This is a genomic window from Thalassotalea hakodatensis (assembly GCF_030295995.1).
GTDB lineage: Bacteria > Pseudomonadota > Gammaproteobacteria > Enterobacterales > Alteromonadaceae > Thalassotalea_C > Thalassotalea_C hakodatensis.
Genome location: NZ_AP027365.1, coordinates 1367099 through 1387269, shown reverse-complemented (window position 1 = coordinate 1387269; position 20171 = coordinate 1367099). Strand labels below are relative to the sequence as shown.

Below are 20171 nucleotides of genomic sequence, written 5' to 3'. Positions count from 1 at the left end.
GAGAGAAATATGAAACCAGCACAACAACCATTACCAGAAGAGGCGTTTTATAGCCGCGACTTTTTACTCAAACATGGCCAATCAATTCTTAATTTTTATAACCCAAGGGTAATTGATAATACGGGCGGTTACTTTCAAAACTTCCGTGATAATGGCGACTATTTTGATGAAAAATTCAGACAGCTTGTCAGTAGTACACGCATCGTTGTTAACTATGCCCTTGCCAGTTTGGTGTATGATAACAATGAATACCTTAGCATGGCTAAACACGGCTTAGATTATGTAGAACAAGTACATTGGCAACAAGACAAGCAACGCTACGCATGGACGTTAAACGATCACCAAGCTAATGACATGACCCAACAAGCCTATGGTTACGCCTTTGTATTACTTGCATATGCTGCGGCAAAAAAATCAGGGCTTATCAACAGTAACGATAAACTACTTACTGTTTATCAGTTACTTGAAGAGCGCTTTTGGCAAGCCGAATTTGGCTTATATGCCGACGAAATCAGTGCCGATGGACAATTAAGTGATTACCGTGGTCAAAATGCTAACATGCACTTATGTGAAGCGATGATTGCCGCCTACGAAGCAACATCAGACACATTATTTTTACAACGTGCGCAAACCATTGCTGAAAATATTGCTATTCGCCAAGCTGATCTCACTGATGGGTTAGTATGGGAACATTACACTACCGAGTTTACGCCTGACTGGGAATACAACAAAGACGATCCAAAAAATCTATATCGCCCTTGGGGATTTCAACCCGGCCACCAAACAGAGTGGACCAAATTACTGTTAATGCTTAACCGACATCAACCACAAAGCTGGTTAGTTGAACGCGCCAAATCATTATTCGATCGTGCTTATCAAACAGCATGGGATAATGAGCACGGCGGTTTAATCTACGGATTTGATCCGCAAGGAAAATGCTGCGATAACGATAAATATTTTTGGGTGCAAGCAGAAAGCTTTGCTGCTGCTGCAATGTTATATCAAGTCACCAAGGATAAAAAATACTTAGAGCAATACAATGCATTATGGCAATACAGCTGGCAGCATATGGTTGATCATCAACACGGAGCATGGTTTCGTATCTTAAAACATAACAACACTAAATACAGTGACCAAAAAAGTGCTGCTGGTGCAAAATGTGATTACCACACATTAGGCGCATGCTTTGAAGTATTACGTGTACTTGGCGACGATACCTTAAATAGAAAGCTTTAAGCATAAAGGAAAGAAAATGCAGTACCGCTTGGTTCAGTCGACGCACAATGACGTAAAAAAAATAGTGTTCGGTGTTTTTATAACGATATTATTAACAACGGCTTGCACGCAAAAACCAAATGCAACCAAGCCTCAACACAATAACACACTCATTTCCTATGTAGATCCTTTTATTGGCACGGCCGGAAAAGGTAAAACCTACCCAGGAGCTACCCAACCTTATGGTATGGTGCAATTAAGTCCAGATAATGGTCGCAATGGTTGGGATTGGATTTCAGGTTATTTTTATCCTGATAATGTTATTGCCGGTTTTAGTCATACTCACCTTTCCGGCACAGGTGCTGGTGATTTATATGATATTTCGTTTATGCCATTGGCAGGTGAAGTAAAACAAGCAGTATTAGACGATGTAAAAAAAACACCAACCATTTATTCGTCTTTCTCTCATGATAATGAATCTGCTTCGCCTGGTTATTATCAGGTTTTTTTAACCGATTACGACATTAATGTTGAATTAACGGCAGGTTTAAGAAGCGGGGTTCAAAAATATACCTTTGCTGATAAACATCAACATGGACAAGTAAAATTAGATTTAAATTATTCACGTAATTGGGACGCTACGATTGCCACTAACATTAACGTGATTGATGATTACACTATTTCAGGTTACCGAAAGTCTACCGGCTGGGCTAAAGATCAGCGAGTATATTTTTATACCACCTTTTCTGAAAAAATCACTTCTATCGATATCAGTGTTGCTGAAAAAGCCATTCAAACAACAAAGACACATTACACAACAACCAAAGGCGATGGTTTAACAGCCCTGCTACATTTTGATGTCAGCAAAAACAAGAAAATTACGGTTAAAACAGCGATCAGCTCAGTCAGTAGTGAAAATGCCAAACTAAATTTACTAAGTGATGGAGCAGAAAAAAGTTTTACACAGGTAAAACAAGAAAGTGAACTATTATGGGAACAAGCGCTAGCAAAAGTAAAAGTTAACGCAACTCCTGATAACATGGTGCAGTTTTACACGGCACTTTATCATTCTTATTTAGCACCTCGCGTATTTTCAGATAGTAATGGACAATACAAAGGCCCTGATGGCAATATTCATCAGTCTACAGAAAACCCACGTTATTCTTTTTTCTCTTTATGGGATACCTTCCGAGCATTACACCCATGGAAAACAATTACCGACACAGAACACAGCAAAGCCATGATGCATTCACTTATGGCCCATTATCATGAATATGGGCTATTACCCGTGTGGAATTTTCAAGGTAACGAAACCGATATGATGATGGGCTATCATGCCGTACCAGTATTGGCTGATGCGTATCTAAAAGGTGTTATTACTGATAAAGACATTAATGGTGAAGAGTTATTCGTCGCCATGAAAAAAAGTGCGATGCAAACTAATTTTAGCATTAAAGAATATCGTGAATTGGGCTATGTTCCCTTTGAACAAGGTAACTGGAATGTGTCATTAACGCTTGAGTATGCTTTTGACGATTGGAGCATAGCCCAAATGGCAAAGGCTTTAGGTAAAGCAGACGATTACCAGTTATTTTCCCAACGAGCCTTAAACTACCAACAGCATTTTGATCACAATACAAATTTCATGCGCGCTAAAGGCTTAAACGGCGAATTTAAAGATAACTTTGATCCATTAGCCTATCATCCAGAAGATTATTGCGAAGCTAACGCCTGGCAGTATAACTTTTTTGTGCCTCATGATATTCATGGGCTTATTAAGTTGATGGGTGGGTCTGAAAAATTTAATCGAAAACTCGATAACATGTTTACTACTGCCCAACAAGTAGATCCCAAAACAAATATGTTGCCTGAATGGATATCAGGTTACATAGGTCAGTATGTACACGGCAACGAACCAGCACATCACGTCCCATACTTGTACCAATTTATAGACAAACCTCATAAAACTCAGCAACGCGTACGACAAATTATGTCTACTTTATATACAACAAAACCCGATGGCCTTGTTGGTAATGAAGATGCCGGTCAAATGTCAGCTTGGTATATGTTTAGTGCACTTGGTTTTTATCCGGTAAACCCAGTATCTGGTGAATATATTTTAGGTAGCCCAGAAGTTAATCAAGCAACAATATCACTGCCCAACGACAAAACATTTAACATCATCGCCAAGAACCAATCAGAAGATAATATTTATGTTGAGTCAGTGTTTTTGAATGATAAAAAACACACTTCCTTTAAAATTAGCCACGAAGAAATTATGGCGGGTGGCACACTCATATTTAACATGACTTCGGAGCAACAGTAATTATGCGTACTTTTTTATTATGTTTCTTAGTGTGCACATTCACGCATGCCACCGAAACAGTCACTCAATATGTTAACCCTTTTATTGGTACTTCTAATTTTGGCGCAACACACCCCGGTGCCCAATACCCGCATGGTATGGCATCTGTTGTTCCGTTTAATGCTGCATTTAAAGCAGGTAAAGAAAATACATTTGAAAAAGACGAAGCATGGAATTCACGAGGATATATCCATGATAATAACTTTCTAACCGGCTTTAGTCATGTCAATTTAAGTGGTGTTGGTTGCCCAGACTTAGGTAGCCTCTTATTGATGCCAACGACAGGGGATTTAGAATTTGACGCGGAAAAATATGGCGCGACTTACAGCAATGAAGAAGCCTCTCCAGGATATTACCGTAATACCCTTAATAAATACGGAATTGATGTAGAAGTCACTAGCACCTTACGTACAGGCCTTAGTCGGTATACCTTTCCTAAAGGACAATCTCAAATTTTACTCAATTTAGGCTTAGGTCTCACTAATGAAACGGGTGGCATGCTAAAGGTGGTATCAAACAACGAAGTCGAAGGCTTTAAAATGCTGGGTACTTTTTGTTATAACCCAGAGGATGTTCGTCCTGTTTATTTTGTCGCTAAACTGAGTAAAAAAGCTAAAACGGCTGGTGCATGGAAAAAAATGCCGACGTATAAAAACGTTGAGGCAGAATGGGTTGGTTACAACGATAGCTATAAGCCCTATGAAAACTATCGACAAGAAATTGCAGGTGATGATATTGGTGCGTACTTCCAGTTTGACACGCAAGAAAATGAGCAAATTGAAGTTAAGCTAGGTATTTCCTACGTTAGTATTAGCAATGCAAGAGAAAACCTTGAGGCAGAACAACCCGAATTTTCATTTGAACGCACCAAAGAAAAATCTCAACAAAAATGGCAACAACTGCTTGAACGTATTACCGTTAAAGGCGATACAGAAAAGAAAACTATTTTTTATAGCGCACTCTATCATACACTGATTCACCCTAATATCATTCAAGACATCAATGGAGATTATCCATTGATGGGACAATCAGGTATTGGTAATAATCAAGAAAAAACGCGTTACAGTGTATACTCATTATGGGACACCAATAGAAACCTTCACCCTCTGTTAAGCCTTGTTTACCCAGAAATACAATCTGATATGGTGAATTCTATGGTAGACATGGCTAAAGAAAGTGGCTGGTTACCTAAATGGGAATTACTGGGCATGGAAACACAAGTCATGGTAGGTGATCCTGCAACACCTGTCATTGCTGATACCTATTTACGTGGCATACAAGACTTTGATATTGATAGTGCTTACAATTTTGCAAAAAAAGCTGCGAGTGTTGAACAAAACAACCTATTACGTCCAGAAAACAAAACATATTTAACACTTGGCTATGTGCCTGTTGATGGTGAAGGTCAATGGGACGGTACCGTTTCAACTAGTCTAGAATACTATATCGCTGACTGGAACCTTGCACAGTTAGCAAGTGCATTAGGTAAAAAGCAAGATCATGACACTTTTTTACAGCGTTCTATGGGATATAAAAAACTATTTGACCATCAAACCGGTATGCTACGTCCTAAGCACATCAATGGAAAATGGCTAACACCTTACGACCCTCAACTAGGGCGAAATTTTGAGCCTGCACCTGGCTATATCGAAGGCAATGCTTGGAACTATCGCTTTTATGTTCCTCATGACATTAATGGGCTCATGGCATTACTTGGGGGTGAAAAGCAATTTCTTGAACAACTAGAACAAACGTTTATTACTGATAATTTCGATATGGCAAATGAGCCCGATATTACTTACCCATTCCTCTATAACTATATAGAAGGCGAAGAATGGCGTAGCCAAAAACGCGTTTTTGAGTTAATAGATAAACATTACCATAATACACCTGGTGGTATTCCAGGTAATGATGATGCAGGTACCCTATCAGCATGGTTAGTTTTCAGTATGATGGGCATTTATCCCGTTTCACCGGGCGATATGCATTATGCTATTGTATCCCCATCATTTAGTGAAATAACAATAAAGCTCAATCCAGATTACTATACGGATAAGAACCTAGTGATAACCTCAAAACAGAGCAACTCTAAAGATAAATATATTTCAAACGTTATGTTTAATAATAAAAAGATTAACAGTTATTTCATTAACCACAATGAATTGGTCAAAGGTGGTGAATTATTATTTTTGTTTGGCGATGAAAACCCCTGATCAATTTGTATGTTGGTAAAAGTAAAGGGTTTCTAAGCTGCCTGTGTGGCAGTGAACTCGCCTCAGAACGTGGAGTAAGTTAAATGGGCTTTCTAAGCTGCCTGTGTGGCAGTGAACGCGTCGCCCACTTCAACGCGGGTGAACTCTAATTTCTAAGCTGCCTGTGTGGCAGTGAACGTAGTGTTTGGGATGGTGTCAGCGAAGCGGTGTTTCTAAGCTGCCTGTGTGGCAGTGAACAGCAGCACTACCCATTTTAGATTTACTCGCATTTTCTAAGCTGCCTGTGTGGCAGTGAACAGTGGCTTGCAATGATGATTTTGCACACGAATTTTCTAAGCTGCCTGTGTGGCAGTGAACTGTAACTCGGTTTGGTTTGAGCGCCACTAAAGTTTCTAAGCTGCCTGTGTGGCAGTGAACTGCAAAGTCAAAAGCGCCGTCTACTGCGTCGTTTTCTAAGCTGCCTGTGTGGCAGTGAACCTTAATACTAGCCCCGTTAAGTCAATTCAACGTTTCTAAGCTGCCTGTGTGGCAGTGAACGGCACAAGAATTCGTTCAAATGATAAACCGATATTTCTAAGCTGCCTGTGTGGCAGTGAACCCGTTTTGGCTTTGACATTGTTTTTGTGTTTTTTTCTAAGCTGCCTGTGTGGCAGTGAACATTGCCATTGAACCCGAAGCCGAACGCAAAAATTTCTAAGCTGCCTGTGTGGCAGTGAACTGTTTTTGGTGGCATATCACCAACGACTGATATTTCTAAGCTGCCTGTGTGGCAGTGAACTAGTCCCTCGTCCTGCAATTTAGTACCTTAAATTTCTAAGCTGCCTGTGTGGCAGTGAACTAATGTCTTTGAAATGTGTGTGATTAGATATATTTCTAAGCTGCCTGTGTGGCAGTGAACGTGTTAACAATCCACTTACCACCCGTCTTGAATTTCTAAGCTGCCTGTGTGGCAGTGAACTAGATGTTGATTTCAATTCGATCAAGCAAAATTTTCTAAGCTGCCTGTGTGGCAGTGAACTGCAAGAAACGTTAACCTTGTTGTTTTTATTGTTTCTAAGCTGCCTGTGTGGCAGTGAACACAACGTTGTGATTGCAGGTGGTGCGGTGCTTTTTCTAAGCTGCCTGTGTGGCAGTGAACCTCGTGGTGAATTAAGAGAGTTCGCGGCTACTTTTCTAAGCTGCCTGTGTGGCAGTGAACTATTTACTTATGCGAAACTAATGATTATGTCGTTTCTAAGCTGCCTGTGTGGCAGTGAACAGTTGATTTAATATGCGTACATTCATTAGAAATTTCTAAGCTGCCTGTGTGGCAGTGAACGCAAACGCAGACACTCAAGAGAACGCAGTAATTTTCTAAGCTGCCTGTGTGGCAGTGAACCAGTCATTAAATGTCACTTGTTGCCCGCGATTTTTCTAAGCTGCCTGTGTGGCAGTGAACATCTCGCGAAAACGGTTCAAATAATCCGTTTTTTTCTAAGCTGCCTGTGTGGCAGTGAACATCGCCATTCGTTCAAGCTTACATATCAGACATTTCTAAGCTGCCTGTGTGGCAGTGAACCTGTTAATTCATTAATGTCGCTTTGCACATGCTTTCTAAGCTGCCTGTGTGGCAGTGAACCCATAAACGAAGACAAAATTAAACAAAGCACATTTCTAAGCTGCCTGTGTGGCAGTGAACAATCAGCTTGTTATTGGTGCGGCTGCATTAGCTTTCTAAGCTGCCTGTGTGGCAGTGAACTATCTAAAAACCTTACAATTACGTATTCACGCTTTCTAAGCTGCCTGTGTGGCAGTGAACGGTTTACGTAACTTTGCGTGTTGTTTTCAACATTTCTAAGCTGCCTGTGTGGCAGTGAACTGTATTTGCTGTGAATGTTTCCGCATCTGCAGTTTCTAAGCTGCCTGTGTGGCAGTGAACATCACTAATCCACCATTTGAAGATTCTATAGATTTCTAAGCTGCCTGTGTGGCAGTGAACATTAACAGTACTTTTGTTAGTCTTGTGCTTTCTTTCTAAGCTGCCTGTGTGGCAGTGAACCGAGAAAGTGTTATGTTGGTTTCTCGCGTCCATTTCTAAGCTGCCTGTGTGGCAGTGAACTCAACCCCGCAGCGGCAACATTAGCCACAATATTTCTAAGCTGCCTGTGTGGCAGTGAACAAGCCCACCCCCATGGCTAGTGCCATGTACATTTTCTAAGCTGCCTGTGTGGCAGTGAACCACTGGCCAGTGCATAACTAAAACCGTACTAATTTCTAAGCTGCCTGTGTGGCAGTGAACAAAAAGCTTGATCATGTTATCAACTCACAACGTTTCTAAGCTGCCTGTGTGGCAGTGAACAAGTAAAAACAACCGAGCTAGAAGACGCTAAATTTCTAAGCTGCCTGTGTGGCAGTGAACGAATTATTAACTGAAAAGGCCAAGCGCCTGCCTTTCTAAGCTGCCTGTGTGGCAGTGAACTGAGTGAAGGTACATTAAGGTCGGGCAATGGCTTTCTAAGCTGCCTGTGTGGCAGTGAACTGTTTTCTATTTGCCCTCGCGGGTATCACTTCTTTCTAAGCTGCCTGTGTGGCAGTGAACGAGTAAAAACATAGAGATAACGCACTTTTAAATTTCTAAGCTGCCTGTGTGGCAGTGAACTATGGCTTATAATCTTTCTTCTGATTCTGTGCTTTCTAAGCTGCCTGTGTGGCAGTGAACAAGGTTTGTTGAATTATCAATGTCATACTCTTTTTCTAAGCTGCCTGTGTGGCAGTGAACATTAATCAAGAAATCAGCAGGGGTGGCGTAATTTTCTAAGCTGCCTGTGTGGCAGTGAACGAGTGCCATTTTGCCACCTATAAAACGTTGCGTTTCTAAGCTGCCTGTGTGGCAGTGAACTTTTTGTAAAATTCGATGAATTAGAGCAACAGTTTCTAAGCTGCCTGTGTGGCAGTGAACCAAATTTGAATCTTCATCCCCGTTTTTGGATTTTTCTAAGCTGCCTGTGTGGCAGTGAACTGCGGCTAGTTGGTTTCCAGATTCGTTTACAGTTTCTAAGCTGCCTGTGTGGCAGTGAACATTCCGTCAAATTGGTTGATTTTATCCAATTTTTTCTAAGCTGCCTGTGTGGCAGTGAACTTGATCCATGAATTGGACGCAACGCGCAACAATTTCTAAGCTGCCTGTGTGGCAGTGAACGCTATTGGTTTAGCCAAAGGTTTCACCAAAACTTTCTAAGCTGCCTGTGTGGCAGTGAACAATAGAATATCAAGCAAATAATAAGTTACAACAGGTAATTAGGTAAAATTATCTATTTTTACCTAATTTTTTGGTGTAGTTGTAACTTATTGTTTTAGTTTCTAATTTTTAAAGAGCAAAAATAAAGGTTAAAACTGGGGAATACTTGCCAGATTTTCTTTGTTGTTGTGATTTACACTCAAACCATAACAATTAAATATGCCTGTTTGTTTTTCCCCAACTTCTACCTTTTTGATAAACAGTGGAAATTTTCTACTTTTAGCTGCATCACGTTGTTTTGTCTCTTGGCTTTCTAACCAAATAAAGGGTAATGAGTTAACGGCCTTGGGTTTAGTTTTTTCAAGCTCTGTTAAACAAGTATCAAGCGGTTGGCCTGATTTTTCAGCCCAACGTTGTGCTTTACTTAACATATCTTTTTCTACCCGCGCCTCACCTTTAACTTGTTGACGAACAAAGGCAACATGAGTGGCATTGTCAGGAACTGGCTTTATCGACTTAATATGCACGTAGTCTTCTAAACGATTTAACCATTTTGAAATGTTGAGTTGAGAGAGTTGCGACTCTTCATTTGCCAGCAATCTTAATTGATTGCCGAGCGGAAACGCATACTCGCCATAGCGAGGAAAACTCACCGCAATTGCTGATTGGTGTTCAGAAATTTTGTTTTCAACTAAGGCTATATGCACTTGTTGGTAAACCTTTTGCCAGAGGAAGCCGAGGGTAATGTCAGCTTCTGGCAATAAGGTAATATCGAGATAATATTTCATGTCTCTCTCCTATATGACCCAAAGGCTACTTGTCACTTTCGCCAAACACACCACCTCGCACTAGAATGGCCATCACATAATGCTCATCTTCAATACGTTCTAACGCTGTACCGCGTGCCCATTTGTCAAAAAAGGTGTAAAAATCTTGTTTGTCTTTTGGGGTTCTATACGCTTTGCCTAAATTGGTAACCGCACCATAAGGTTCAATAGCGATTGGCCCAGCAGATTTTTCAGCATCATCAAACTCTGGATACCAAGTATCAATACTACGTAGTGCATTACCTAACTTTTGCGAGTGCATTGCGGCAATGTCATTCACTGAATAGAGGATTTTACTTTTCTTCCCTTTACCTTTATCAAGTACCAGCTCTTCACTTGGGTAGACTTCTTGCGCCTTACCAACTTGTACAAAGCAATTAATTTCTAACATTAAAAAATCAGCTTCACTTGCTAATGCCGCAGCAATACGATCGCCTAATTCGATAACTTGCTTATCTTCATTCTCAAAATGGCGCGTACTAAATTTTGTTGCATCAAATACCCAAGACTGTTTGTTGTCTTTATTAAGCGCATTCACTTGTACTTCTATATTTTCTGCACCTACACGGTTGCGCCATAAAAAACGGGCATTCGCTAAGTTAAGAGCATAACGTTTACCTAGCTCTTTAAAGCTTTCTTTTTCAATGTATGAATTTACCGCTTGAGCGTAACTTTCTTTAAAAAGTGCATTGTTACAAGCCGATGGTTTTTGCACGCCACCTAAAACTTTTAACGTAAAGTGTAGCTTTAAGGTGTCTTGTTCTGGTGCTAATGCACAGCTATCAACCGTTTGTAAGTTAGCTTTTTCTACTTCTGCGTTCAGTTTTACAGGATCACTTTTAATCGCCGCTTTTAAACGATTTGAAATAGTACCACGCACTGATTTTTCACTGAGTTGTAGCGCTGTTTGGCTAGCGCTATTATTTCGTTCTTCCCATTGGGTGCCATACAAATAGCCGTCAGACGGCACTAATTTCTTTTCAAATGCGAGTACTGATGCGGTGTCTTGATTTTTAGCCATGATAATTTTCCTTTAATAAATTAAGTTATGCGTAATATGAGTCTTCAATATCTTGTTCGGTTAGTATGATTTTTTGAGTTTGAGCACAAAGATATAAATTATTGGTTTGATCCGTTTGATAACGCCACAATATTTCATCAATTGATTTAATACTGTGTGGCATTTTAAATTCCCCCAAAGTCACGACACTTTCAGCGAAACGATGCGGGGTGTTTGGATCACGTTGATTTTTAGCTTCACCTAATTCAGTCAAACCATGAAAACCGGTCGCAATAGGCACAAGCCAACCTTGGTTTTTGCGTTTACTTGTCCATATCACTTTCTCTTCATTCATTTCATCTGCTACTTTTTCACAATGATGATGAATGACGAGGTTATCTAGCAAAGCATCCATAGCATCTTGCCCTGCACTCATTGCTTCCGTCATTAAGTCGCGACGCTCAATTAAGGCGTAACCTGGCATAAGCTTTTGTGTTAATGCACTAAGATCGGCTGGATTTCCATTTTCAACTTTGAAAAATTGTGAGGCTTTAAAGGTTAAAATATCGCCCCCAGCCATTTTCATATTGCTGCTAAGTAAATGGGTTATTTGCTCTTGTAAAACTTGTTCGTCATCTTTTGCTATGCCGGTGTATTCAAGCACTAATGACACATCTAAATGACAACGTGCCTCTTCTATAAAAGCGCTTCTTGCACCAGTTTTATCTAGCGGATTACCTGTGCCAATAATTGAATGAACAAAATCATCTACACCTTTATGGGTTTGTAAATCACATTGGTGACTAATTACAGCAACACTATTAAATTTAATATCGCTATGACCTTGTGCATTTAATTTACGCTGCAACGCATGCACTGCGCCAAGCCATGCTGTCATGGCAGGAAAACCAATCGTAAACGGGCTAGAAAGTGCATTGGCGTTATGTACTTTTATATGGGGTAATAATAACAATCGCTTTATGTTGTTCATTTTAAAAACTCCCTATTACGCTCAATCACTTCTGCAAAATGTAAGCGTTCCGCATCGCCTAATTTGATGGCTTTTTTATCTAGCACCTTTTCATAACTACGCGTTAACCATGTAGATATTTCAGTGATGAGTAAATTTAACCATTGCTCTGACTTTTCTCTTTCATCAGCAAAATCATCATGTAACCAAGTCATCTGCACGCTTGATAGTGAAGATGTATCAGCGTGAAATTGTGCTTGTGAAACAGCACGTACTGACCACATTTTCTCAATGAGTAAATCTATGATTTGTTGCAGGTTACGGTCTCTCGCATCACGAAGTTTGATATTGTTATAGTCAGTCTGAAATAGTTTATGCAGCGCTTTGAAATTATCTGCATATTCATATTTTTTAAATGACTCGGTAAAAAAATCACTTCTAGGAAAATGTATACTGCGTTTTTCAATACTCGGTGGCAACGATGATAAAAGGTGTGCTTTACCGCCATTTTGATTATTCAAAACACTAATATTTTGCGGTTTAGTACCACCGTACCCGATGGTGGTTAAACCGTAAATTTCACTAAAGCCCTGCTCACTAAACTCGTTTTTGCGCTTTTTATCGCGACGTTCTTTTACTTCATCTGAAAAACGTAATTTATCTAAGCGAGAACGTAATTGATAAACCATGCCCGAATTAGTTAACAGTGATAATTGGTGATAGTCATCATCAACAGGGAAGTACACTTGTTTTATTTTAGAGCTAGTAATGCTTTCAGTCGCACCTTCTACCATGGCTAAAAAACCACTTCTTAAATCTTGGTAGTTAGCCGTTTTAGTTGTTAATAGCGCTTTAGCTAAGTCTGTTTCTTGTTGAATATGGGTTAATAAATTTTCACCATCTTCCATGATTAAGGTTAAAAATTTATAAACATCTAATGCGGCAGCATTACCTAGTGCATCAGTAGCAACAGACACGTTACCTGTTTTTAAATAACCATCCTCAACTTTGTCTATTTCTGCTAAAACAGAAGAAACATAACCATTTTTGTTTTTCCGCGCACTCGGATGGCTAAAGGTGCAAGGATGTGTAGACATTGAAATTTGCCCAGCCCTTTTCGCTGCATTGGGTAACCATTCATTTAATGAAAATTGCTGCTCACATAATTGCTCCATTTCAGCAATTTCATGCTCTTGCATTGCTGCTTTTATATTTTTTTTTAACCACGTTTCTTTTCGTTCAGAAAAGTAACTTGCTATTGCAGTGTCTAACATTATTAACCTCCTTGATTTTTCAACTTGAAAATACAATAAAGTAAAAACAAAAACAGATCAACCTCATAATTATTAATTTAATTAATAACTTTCTATTTAATAACGTGCTTTTGGTTTTGTATTTTTTTATACTTTGACGACTGCCATAAAGGCAGCTTAGAAATCATATTGATTGATTTATTTGTCCACTACCACGTAGGTAGCCAGAAAGCCTGGTTAGCAATAATCAGGCTTTCTTTATTTTAACCAACCCAAACTGATCGTTATATTCATATTGTGCGTTTTCACGTTTTACCATATTTATTTCTCCATAACGCAAGGACACCCGTTTAGGTGTGGCTAACCATGGCTCACTGAGGTACTTGATTAACAAGCTTTGATAATTACGATCCAACCATAAATTTTGTCGTTGTTGTTCTGTTAATTCTATTTTCTTTATGTTGAGTATTGTTTCTCGGTTGATTACTTGATCATTAATATCAACTAAAGGTCTACCCTTTTCACCTTTCTCAGTGAAATAGCATTGGTCTGTATTTTCGTTATAAAACAAGAATAAATTAATGCTCGCTTCACTTTTTCTAAAAGGGGTTAACACTTGTGGCAATGCCGTTAAGTACCATGTTTCGGTTAAGTAACCTTGTAGGGTGTTTGCGCCAAATGCAGAAAAATTTGTTAATTGTGCTGCCGTTACTTTATGCTCGATAAACGCTAATAATTGTTTATCTGCTTGGGTAGGAACTTTTATTCTAGCAATGGCATTTAAGCTTTCGTTAATACGTGTTTCATTCACTAATTTATTGAGGTCATGGCTGTGTAGGCTTTTATCCCAGCCGTCTTCATAGCCCGGTTTAATAAAATATTTTCCGCCTTGCTTATCATTGGTTTTAAATGCTTTGAGGTTATATTGCATTACACCAATATTAGCCAACTCTGTTGCTTGTGTTCGATGACGACGTACACGCCCTGCTAATTGCACAATCGAACGATATGATGATGGCTCAATGATTGCCCAGTCAAAGTCATGATCTCGCCCTACTTCTTCAACGGGAGTTGCCACTAAAATAAACAGCATATTATTAATATGACTATTACTTTTAGCGCATGAATCAAGATGATTACGAATAACAGGGTTGGAAAATGCTTGTTGTGGTTCGCCAGTTTTTTCTTTGCGTTTTAATACGTCATCGAGGTGTTTTTCTTGTTCATGTCGTAGCAACAGAACTTGTTGACTATGATAAGCCATTACTTTTACTTGGGTATTATTTGGATAGTCGGCTTGTAATAAATACTTCGTTAACTCTACACATGGCGTTATATTGGCCACTCGTACCACACCAAATGAAACCTTGATTGCTGTTTTAGGATCAATGCTATGATGCAGTTGATGTTTAGCTAAAGTCGCTTGCTTTACTGTTGAAAAATAATGAGACTGCTTGCTTTCTTCAGCTTCATTTTCTGGTGTTGATTCTTCTATCGAAAGTAAAGGGCAAGGCACAACATCTGCTTTACGTTTAGCGACTTGTTTATTTAGACTGTTTACTCGTTTATCAATAAATTGACTATGTTTTACTTGATATTGCTCAATGGCCGATTCACTTTCTACAACACTTATACTATCTACTTGGGTAGTAAATTCATCGATCCATGCGCAACCTATTTCAGCTTTTGCTTCGTCTCGACTTTTAGTGAAAATTTTCCAGCCGTTTTTGTATGCATTAAAATACCCTAGCGCTAAATCGGGTGGAATAGTAGCTGATGAAATCATCACTTTTCTGCCTAACATGCCTGCTAAGTGAATAAGCCTGCCAATCGCGATTAAATCATCACCGGTAAAATCATCTATTTCATCAATCACTAAGTCAGATGACATTAACCGTAAACTTGGCAGAATATAGCGGCCACCCCGTTTAGTTTCTGTTGCTGCCATTAAGTGGTCAATGGTGCACGCCAGTACTGGCGCATATAAAAACTCTTTATCTTTGTTGCGAGTTAATACAGTACTTAACCCTTCTTCGGGTATTTCACAGTCATAATCAATAAATTCATCTAGTAAGGCTTCTTGGGATTCTGAACCTAAGACCTCATCAGTGATTTCATCTTGGTTAATTTCTCGTTGATTATGCAATTCAGCCACCGCCCGTGAACCAATTAATACGGCAAGCTCGGCATTAGTTAAGCCGATCCTATTGCGATATTCATCACCCGTTTGTAACGTTAACGTACGTAACCCAAGGGCGAGAATATAACGTAAACTTTTACCATCAGTCGATAACGCACGCATTACTTTAGCGTTAGCAAAGGTTTTTCCGCAGCCTGTACTTGCCATGTTAACCGCAAAAAAGCCTGTTACTTTTTTATCTTGCTGTATTTTCCATTCACTAATTTTGGTTACTGCTTTATCTTGCCATTTGAATGCTGTAGGGCTTGCTTTTCTTAATATTTGAATGTCAGTTGCTACTGGTGGCTCTTTTTCAAATGCAGGTAATAAATGCGCGGTATCAAGCGCATTTTTTGCGACACCAACCAAATGTTCATCAAGCTTTTGTTTTAATTCATTGGTAACTCGATCAGTATTAGCGAATAACCCTGTGTTATCTTGCCAACTTTTGGCGGCATCTTGTGATGAATAATAGTGATCACCTAACATCAAACACAAACGCGCATGGTGTAACACCAAACGATAACTACCATCTTGCATAGCCGTTTCAAGCAAAGGTAAGTTATTTATTAGGCTATTTGCCCAGCGCTTTACGTGTTTCCTCCATTCTTTCGATTCAGATAACAAGCCATTTTGAAATTCAAAGCAATGCTTAACACGTTTGTTGTATTCTGCTTCATCAATCTTGTTTTCATAACCCCATTCTTGAGTAATGCGCTGAAGAAGCACTTCAATACTTTCTGATTTTACTCCTAACCACTCTTTTCTCGTCTCTCTTATGCTATGTGAAAAATTAGGTAAACGGTGATGAGAAACTATCAACCAAGCCAATAATTTAGCGCCATTGGGCAGTTTATCTAATGGTGTTAAATTTTGTACTTTAACGTATTGCTTTAATTCACTTTCAATTACGCCATTGTCTAACAGATCCCTTAACCATGTTTCATCCGATTTATTGTTTACCAATGCATTGAGTAATAAAACAGAAATCCACTCATGCCTTATTGGATCACCTTTGAATTTATTTTTACTCTTAGGGTTTAGTTTCTCTTGGAATAAACGAGACGCTTTTCCCCAATCATGGAGCAAAGCTGAGAGCGCAGTAAGTGACTTAATTAAGGGTAAGTACTTCCAGTCATTTTCTATTGCACTGTTTAGTAAATTTCTTCTCGTGCTATTAACAGGCACTATTCCTTCTGCATTAAATTTACTTTTATTCCCCACCACCCACAAATACTGACTTCTGGAACGTGAACGTATCCAATGACAACTCACAGCGGTGCTTTTGCTAGCAGTTTGACGCAGCATTTTTTTGACGGTGAGCAAGCCATCTTCGGTGATGATAGTTTGCCATGTATTATCGCCAATACGATTGGCAAAAGCGTCAAGCACACGGCGAGTTTTCTTTAAGGCATTTTTTTCACATTGCGATATAAAAGTGACCATCATAAGGATGGGCTCTTTTCATTATTGATATCGCTATCATTAACGTTAGTCAACGAAATTTCTTTAATATTATCAAACATATAGTCTAATGTTTTATGGTCTGTAAATGCTTGTAGTATTTGTTGTCTAAACTCTTGCTCTGTGGCATTTTCTTTGGCACAAATAAATGCCCAAGGTAATACCAGTGCGTCTTTAATTAAATCGGCCACGTCAAACACTAATGCGCCTCGCCTTGTTTTTCCGTGCATTACAGCAAAGCCGTGAGGAATACCTAATACCCATAAACAACTTGCTGCTAAGCCATAGGCTAAGTAATTACCGTGGTTTAAAAAGTCGTTCGCTAAGTCTGTTGAGGCATGTTGGCGTTTAAAACCTTCTGTGTTAGTGGCATTAGCAGAAAATTTATAAAGTGCTTTAGTCAATTGAGCTTCTGTTAGTAGGATTTCGCTTTGCTTCTGAGCTTGGTCAGTACGTAGATTGAATGCATCAAGAGCTGATTCTATACCATTAAGATCAAAGCCATTTTGTTTCAGATCTTTGTCTTTTTGCCAAACTCTTGATAAATATTTTATCCGAGCAGTTTGGAGCATTTTTGCAGCAGATAAACGCTTTTTATCATCAAACCAAAAGCTCATCCAACCTTGTAAGTATTCCGTTGGGCGGTATTCACTTTGCGGTGTGAACCATTCAATAGGCTGTTCAACGTCATTTGCCATAAATAATGGTGTGCCGCCACCGCCACTAAAGCCAACTAATACGCCTGCTTGCGCTAACATCCGTATTGCGGCTTGCGTTATTGAAGTGCCATTTCCTAATAAAATAACCGTGGTATTGGCAATTGGAATATTAAAATAGAGATTCTCTCTGGAACTTTCAGTTAAATAAAGTACACGCCCATCTTTTTGCATTACTCGGCAGTATTCTAAGTAATAAATATTGGCGCGTTTTGAGTGTAATATACTTTTTAAATCTGAGGGACTAAAGTCATCCATAAATAAACATCAACTTTCCTGTTTTCATTATTAGTATTATGTTTATAACTGAATGTCAATGAAAGTAATGCTATGATTTTTAATGATAACAATCTGATTATTAAAAATTTTATACTAGGGTCTAGTGATTTAGTACGGTAATATCCCGAAGAATAAATGCCTTTAAAAGTAGAGCTTTTTCGTAGAGTAAACGAAGGAGATCTACACGTAGAAATCAAAATTTAGTAACAGCCAAATTATTGCTATTTAAAAACAGTTTAAGCTTGGTATTCCAGTTCTTGAGTTATGTTGCTACATGTCAATATCAAGCTAACGTGTTCAGCGTTTAAGATCAGTGAGAGCTGTGTTCAATACCAAGCGGATTAATTAATTGAGCAACTTAGAACCTCATTAACGAGCTTAGAACAAACGAAATGAGCCCCAAATAACGAGTTTAAAAAGCTTATATGACACGTTATTTATGTTGATAAGGGCATAACATTATGTTCAATCAATACCTTGCCTTTAAGCCTTTTAATTCTCGCTAAGCGATCAATTAATTTATCCAATTGGTATAACTTTCATGTTACTCATGTATAGCTAAATTAACGTCTTATTGATAAATAAGTGTCGACCCTTCCGATATAACATCTAGTCCATATGGTTTTCCCAAACTTTTGGTGACTAAATGATGGATGGGCTCTAGATATAACGCGTAGGTTGAATGATGAATCGGCAATAACTTTTCAGGTTGTAAAGCTGCTGACATAGCAATAACATCATCAGCTCCCATGCTAATTTTGCCTAAAGGTCCAGTCGTACCAACACGCCCCATGTGTGCAATAAGCAGATCAATTTGACCTAATGCTTTAACTTCATCAATAAGGTCTTTCGTGGCTAATGTATCTCCTGTCCAGTAAAGCGTATATTGCCAGTTGTCTTGCTCAAATGTAATCCAATAACCATTACCTTCACCTAATAAATGCTTAATATCTCCGTTGTCGGTATGGTGTGCGGTAACCGCGGTAAAAGTAACTTTCCCTTCTCCTGCTTTATAGCTAATAGAGTCCCCTACGCTTAACGTACTCAAACGATTAAAGCCTTTCTTTTGTAGTTGCTCTATATTGGCAGGAGGTAGTAGAAATGGCGTATTTTTATTAAGTAATTGCTCTGCTTTTTGATCAAAATGATCTTCATGAGCATGGCTCAATACCACTAAGTCAACTGTTTCTAACGCAATACCCGGAAACGCAGTTATGCGCTTATGGTGTTTCATATTAGGTCCCTTGGCCAAATCAAACATTTCATTAGGATCAGCCATATAAAATGCTTTATCGCCATAACCAAACATGGGGTCAGTGAGTATACTCATACCATTAAAAGTGATTAATACCGTTGGGCCGCCAAGCCATTTTATACTGATATTTTTGTTTGATAAATTGTCGTTTACGTTGTGACTTTCTGATTTAGCGTGCGCTGATGAGTGGAGCATCACCAGAGATAGCATTGTCATTACCGTGAATAGTTTATACATAGCTTTCCTAAATTTAGGGTATTTGATAAAAGTAAAACAATGTTATCATTATCAAATTAGCCCGGGTATATAGCTAAATTTGGATAAACAATCCCAAAAAGGTGGACAATGAGTAACTTTGCTCAAATAACAACATTTATTGAAGTCGCTAATAGCCAAAGCTTTGCTGAAGCAAGCCGCCGTTTATCTTTACCAACATCAACGGTTAGTGCACGTATTAAAGCATTAGAAAATAGACTCGATGTACGATTATTTAATCGAAGTACACGCCAAGTAACCCTCACCGACGAAGGGGATCTTTATCTTAATCATTGTCAAGAAACGTTGGATCGTTTATTAGATATTGAAGACCGTCTTACCCAAAAAAATCACTTGTCAGGGCGTATTAAAATTACTATTCCTCTCGACTTGCCCAGCGAATCTTTTGCCAAGGTTATGATTGAGTTTTCACGTTTATATCCCAGAGTAACTATTGACATATTGGTTACCGATGAGCCGCTTGATTTAATCTCAAATAATATTGATCTCGCGCTAAGAGGTGGTTCATTAAAAACCTTAAGCTTAATTTCGAGAAAGCTTGGTGAAGGGAAGTTAAACTTTTTTGCGAGCCCTCGTTATTGCCAACAAAAGACCGATAAAAAACGTTCAACGTCATTGCATAAGCATGTACTGTTTGATCCGATGAACAATGCCCCATCATTAGCACTACAATATATAAAAGGGTCAATAAATACACGAAACTTCGCGCTGGCTAAACAATTTGCCGAACAGTCACAAGGTATTGCGTTACTACCTGAGAGTTTATGCACAGCCGAGCTAAGCAATGGTAGCCTTGAAGTCATTAACGTAGACGTTGAGTTACCCGTACTGCCTCTTTATATAGTATTCCCTAGCCGTGACAACTTGCCAAAACGTGTACGCACCTTTATAGATTTTTTACTATCAACAACACATACATTAATTTAACTTAATTGCTTTTCT

General features: G+C 38.9%; 11 protein-coding genes and 1 CRISPR repeat array. Of the genes, 4 read left to right on the top strand and 7 right to left on the bottom strand.

Annotated features, from left to right (window positions below; all coding sequences use genetic code 11):
• Positions 1-9: 9 nt before the first annotated feature.
• Genes QUE72_RS06115 through QUE72_RS06105 form a run of 3 tightly spaced genes read left to right on the top strand, consistent with a single transcriptional unit; the run spans position 10 to position 5793 of the window.
• The gene (locus QUE72_RS06115; protein WP_286272214.1) at positions 10-1236 is read left to right on the top strand and encodes an AGE family epimerase/isomerase; all 1227 of its coding nucleotides are present in this window, start codon (positions 10-12) and stop codon (positions 1234-1236) included.
• 16 nt (positions 1237-1252) lie between these two features.
• Positions 1253-3541, top strand: coding sequence for a GH92 family glycosyl hydrolase (locus tag QUE72_RS06110; protein WP_083601961.1), 2289 nt, complete (start codon positions 1253-1255; stop codon positions 3539-3541).
• Positions 3542-3543: 2 nt separating this feature from the next.
• Complete coding sequence (locus QUE72_RS06105; RefSeq protein WP_286272212.1) at positions 3544-5793, top strand: GH92 family glycosyl hydrolase; 2250 nt, start codon at positions 3544-3546, stop codon at positions 5791-5793.
• A gap of 29 nt (positions 5794-5822) precedes the next feature.
• Positions 5823-9031: a CRISPR direct-repeat array (repeat unit 28 nt; unit sequence TTTCTAAGCTGCCTGTGTGGCAGTGAAC).
• A 128-nt stretch (positions 9032-9159) separates the two neighbouring features.
• Here the strand turns inward: QUE72_RS06105 and cas6f are convergent.
• The 7 genes from cas6f to QUE72_RS06070 all read right to left on the bottom strand — a co-directional run bounded on the left by cas6f (position 9160) and on the right by QUE72_RS06070 (position 19190).
• Complete coding sequence (gene cas6f / locus QUE72_RS06100; protein ID WP_286272211.1) at positions 9160-9798, bottom strand: type I-F CRISPR-associated endoribonuclease Cas6/Csy4; 639 nt, start codon at positions 9796-9798, stop codon at positions 9160-9162.
• A gap of 25 nt (positions 9799-9823) precedes the next feature.
• A complete protein-coding gene (csy3, locus tag QUE72_RS06095; RefSeq protein WP_286272209.1) occupies positions 9824-10858 on the bottom strand; it encodes a type I-F CRISPR-associated protein Csy3 in 1035 nt (344 codons plus the stop codon).
• A 25-nt stretch (positions 10859-10883) separates the two neighbouring features.
• Positions 10884-11828, bottom strand: coding sequence for a type I-F CRISPR-associated protein Csy2 (gene csy2 / locus QUE72_RS06090; protein ID WP_286272208.1), 945 nt, complete (start codon positions 11826-11828; stop codon positions 10884-10886).
• A complete protein-coding gene (csy1, locus tag QUE72_RS06085; protein ID WP_286272207.1) occupies positions 11825-13081 on the bottom strand; it encodes a type I-F CRISPR-associated protein Csy1 in 1257 nt (418 codons plus the stop codon). The genes csy2 and csy1 overlap by 4 nt, the downstream gene beginning before the upstream one ends.
• 226 nt (positions 13082-13307) lie before the next feature.
• Positions 13308-16688 (bottom strand): type I-F CRISPR-associated helicase Cas3f, encoded by a 3381-nt coding sequence (gene cas3f / locus QUE72_RS06080; protein WP_286272205.1) that lies wholly within the window; start codon positions 16686-16688, stop codon positions 13308-13310.
• Positions 16685-17677 (bottom strand): type I-F CRISPR-associated endonuclease Cas1f, encoded by a 993-nt coding sequence (gene cas1f / locus QUE72_RS06075; RefSeq protein WP_286272203.1) that lies wholly within the window; start codon positions 17675-17677, stop codon positions 16685-16687. Before cas1f ends, cas3f begins: the two co-directional genes overlap by 4 nt.
• Positions 17678-18269: 592 nt before the next feature.
• On the bottom strand, positions 18270-19190 hold the full coding sequence (locus QUE72_RS06070; RefSeq protein WP_286272201.1) for an MBL fold metallo-hydrolase: 921 nt from the start codon (positions 19188-19190) through the stop codon (positions 18270-18272).
• Positions 19191-19298: 108 nt separating this feature from the next.
• On the opposite strand from QUE72_RS06070, the gene QUE72_RS06065 reads away from it, so the two are divergent.
• The gene (locus QUE72_RS06065) at positions 19299-20156 is read left to right on the top strand and encodes a LysR family transcriptional regulator (protein ID WP_286272200.1); all 858 of its coding nucleotides are present in this window, start codon (positions 19299-19301) and stop codon (positions 20154-20156) included.
• The last annotated feature ends 15 nt before the right edge of the window (positions 20157-20171 follow it).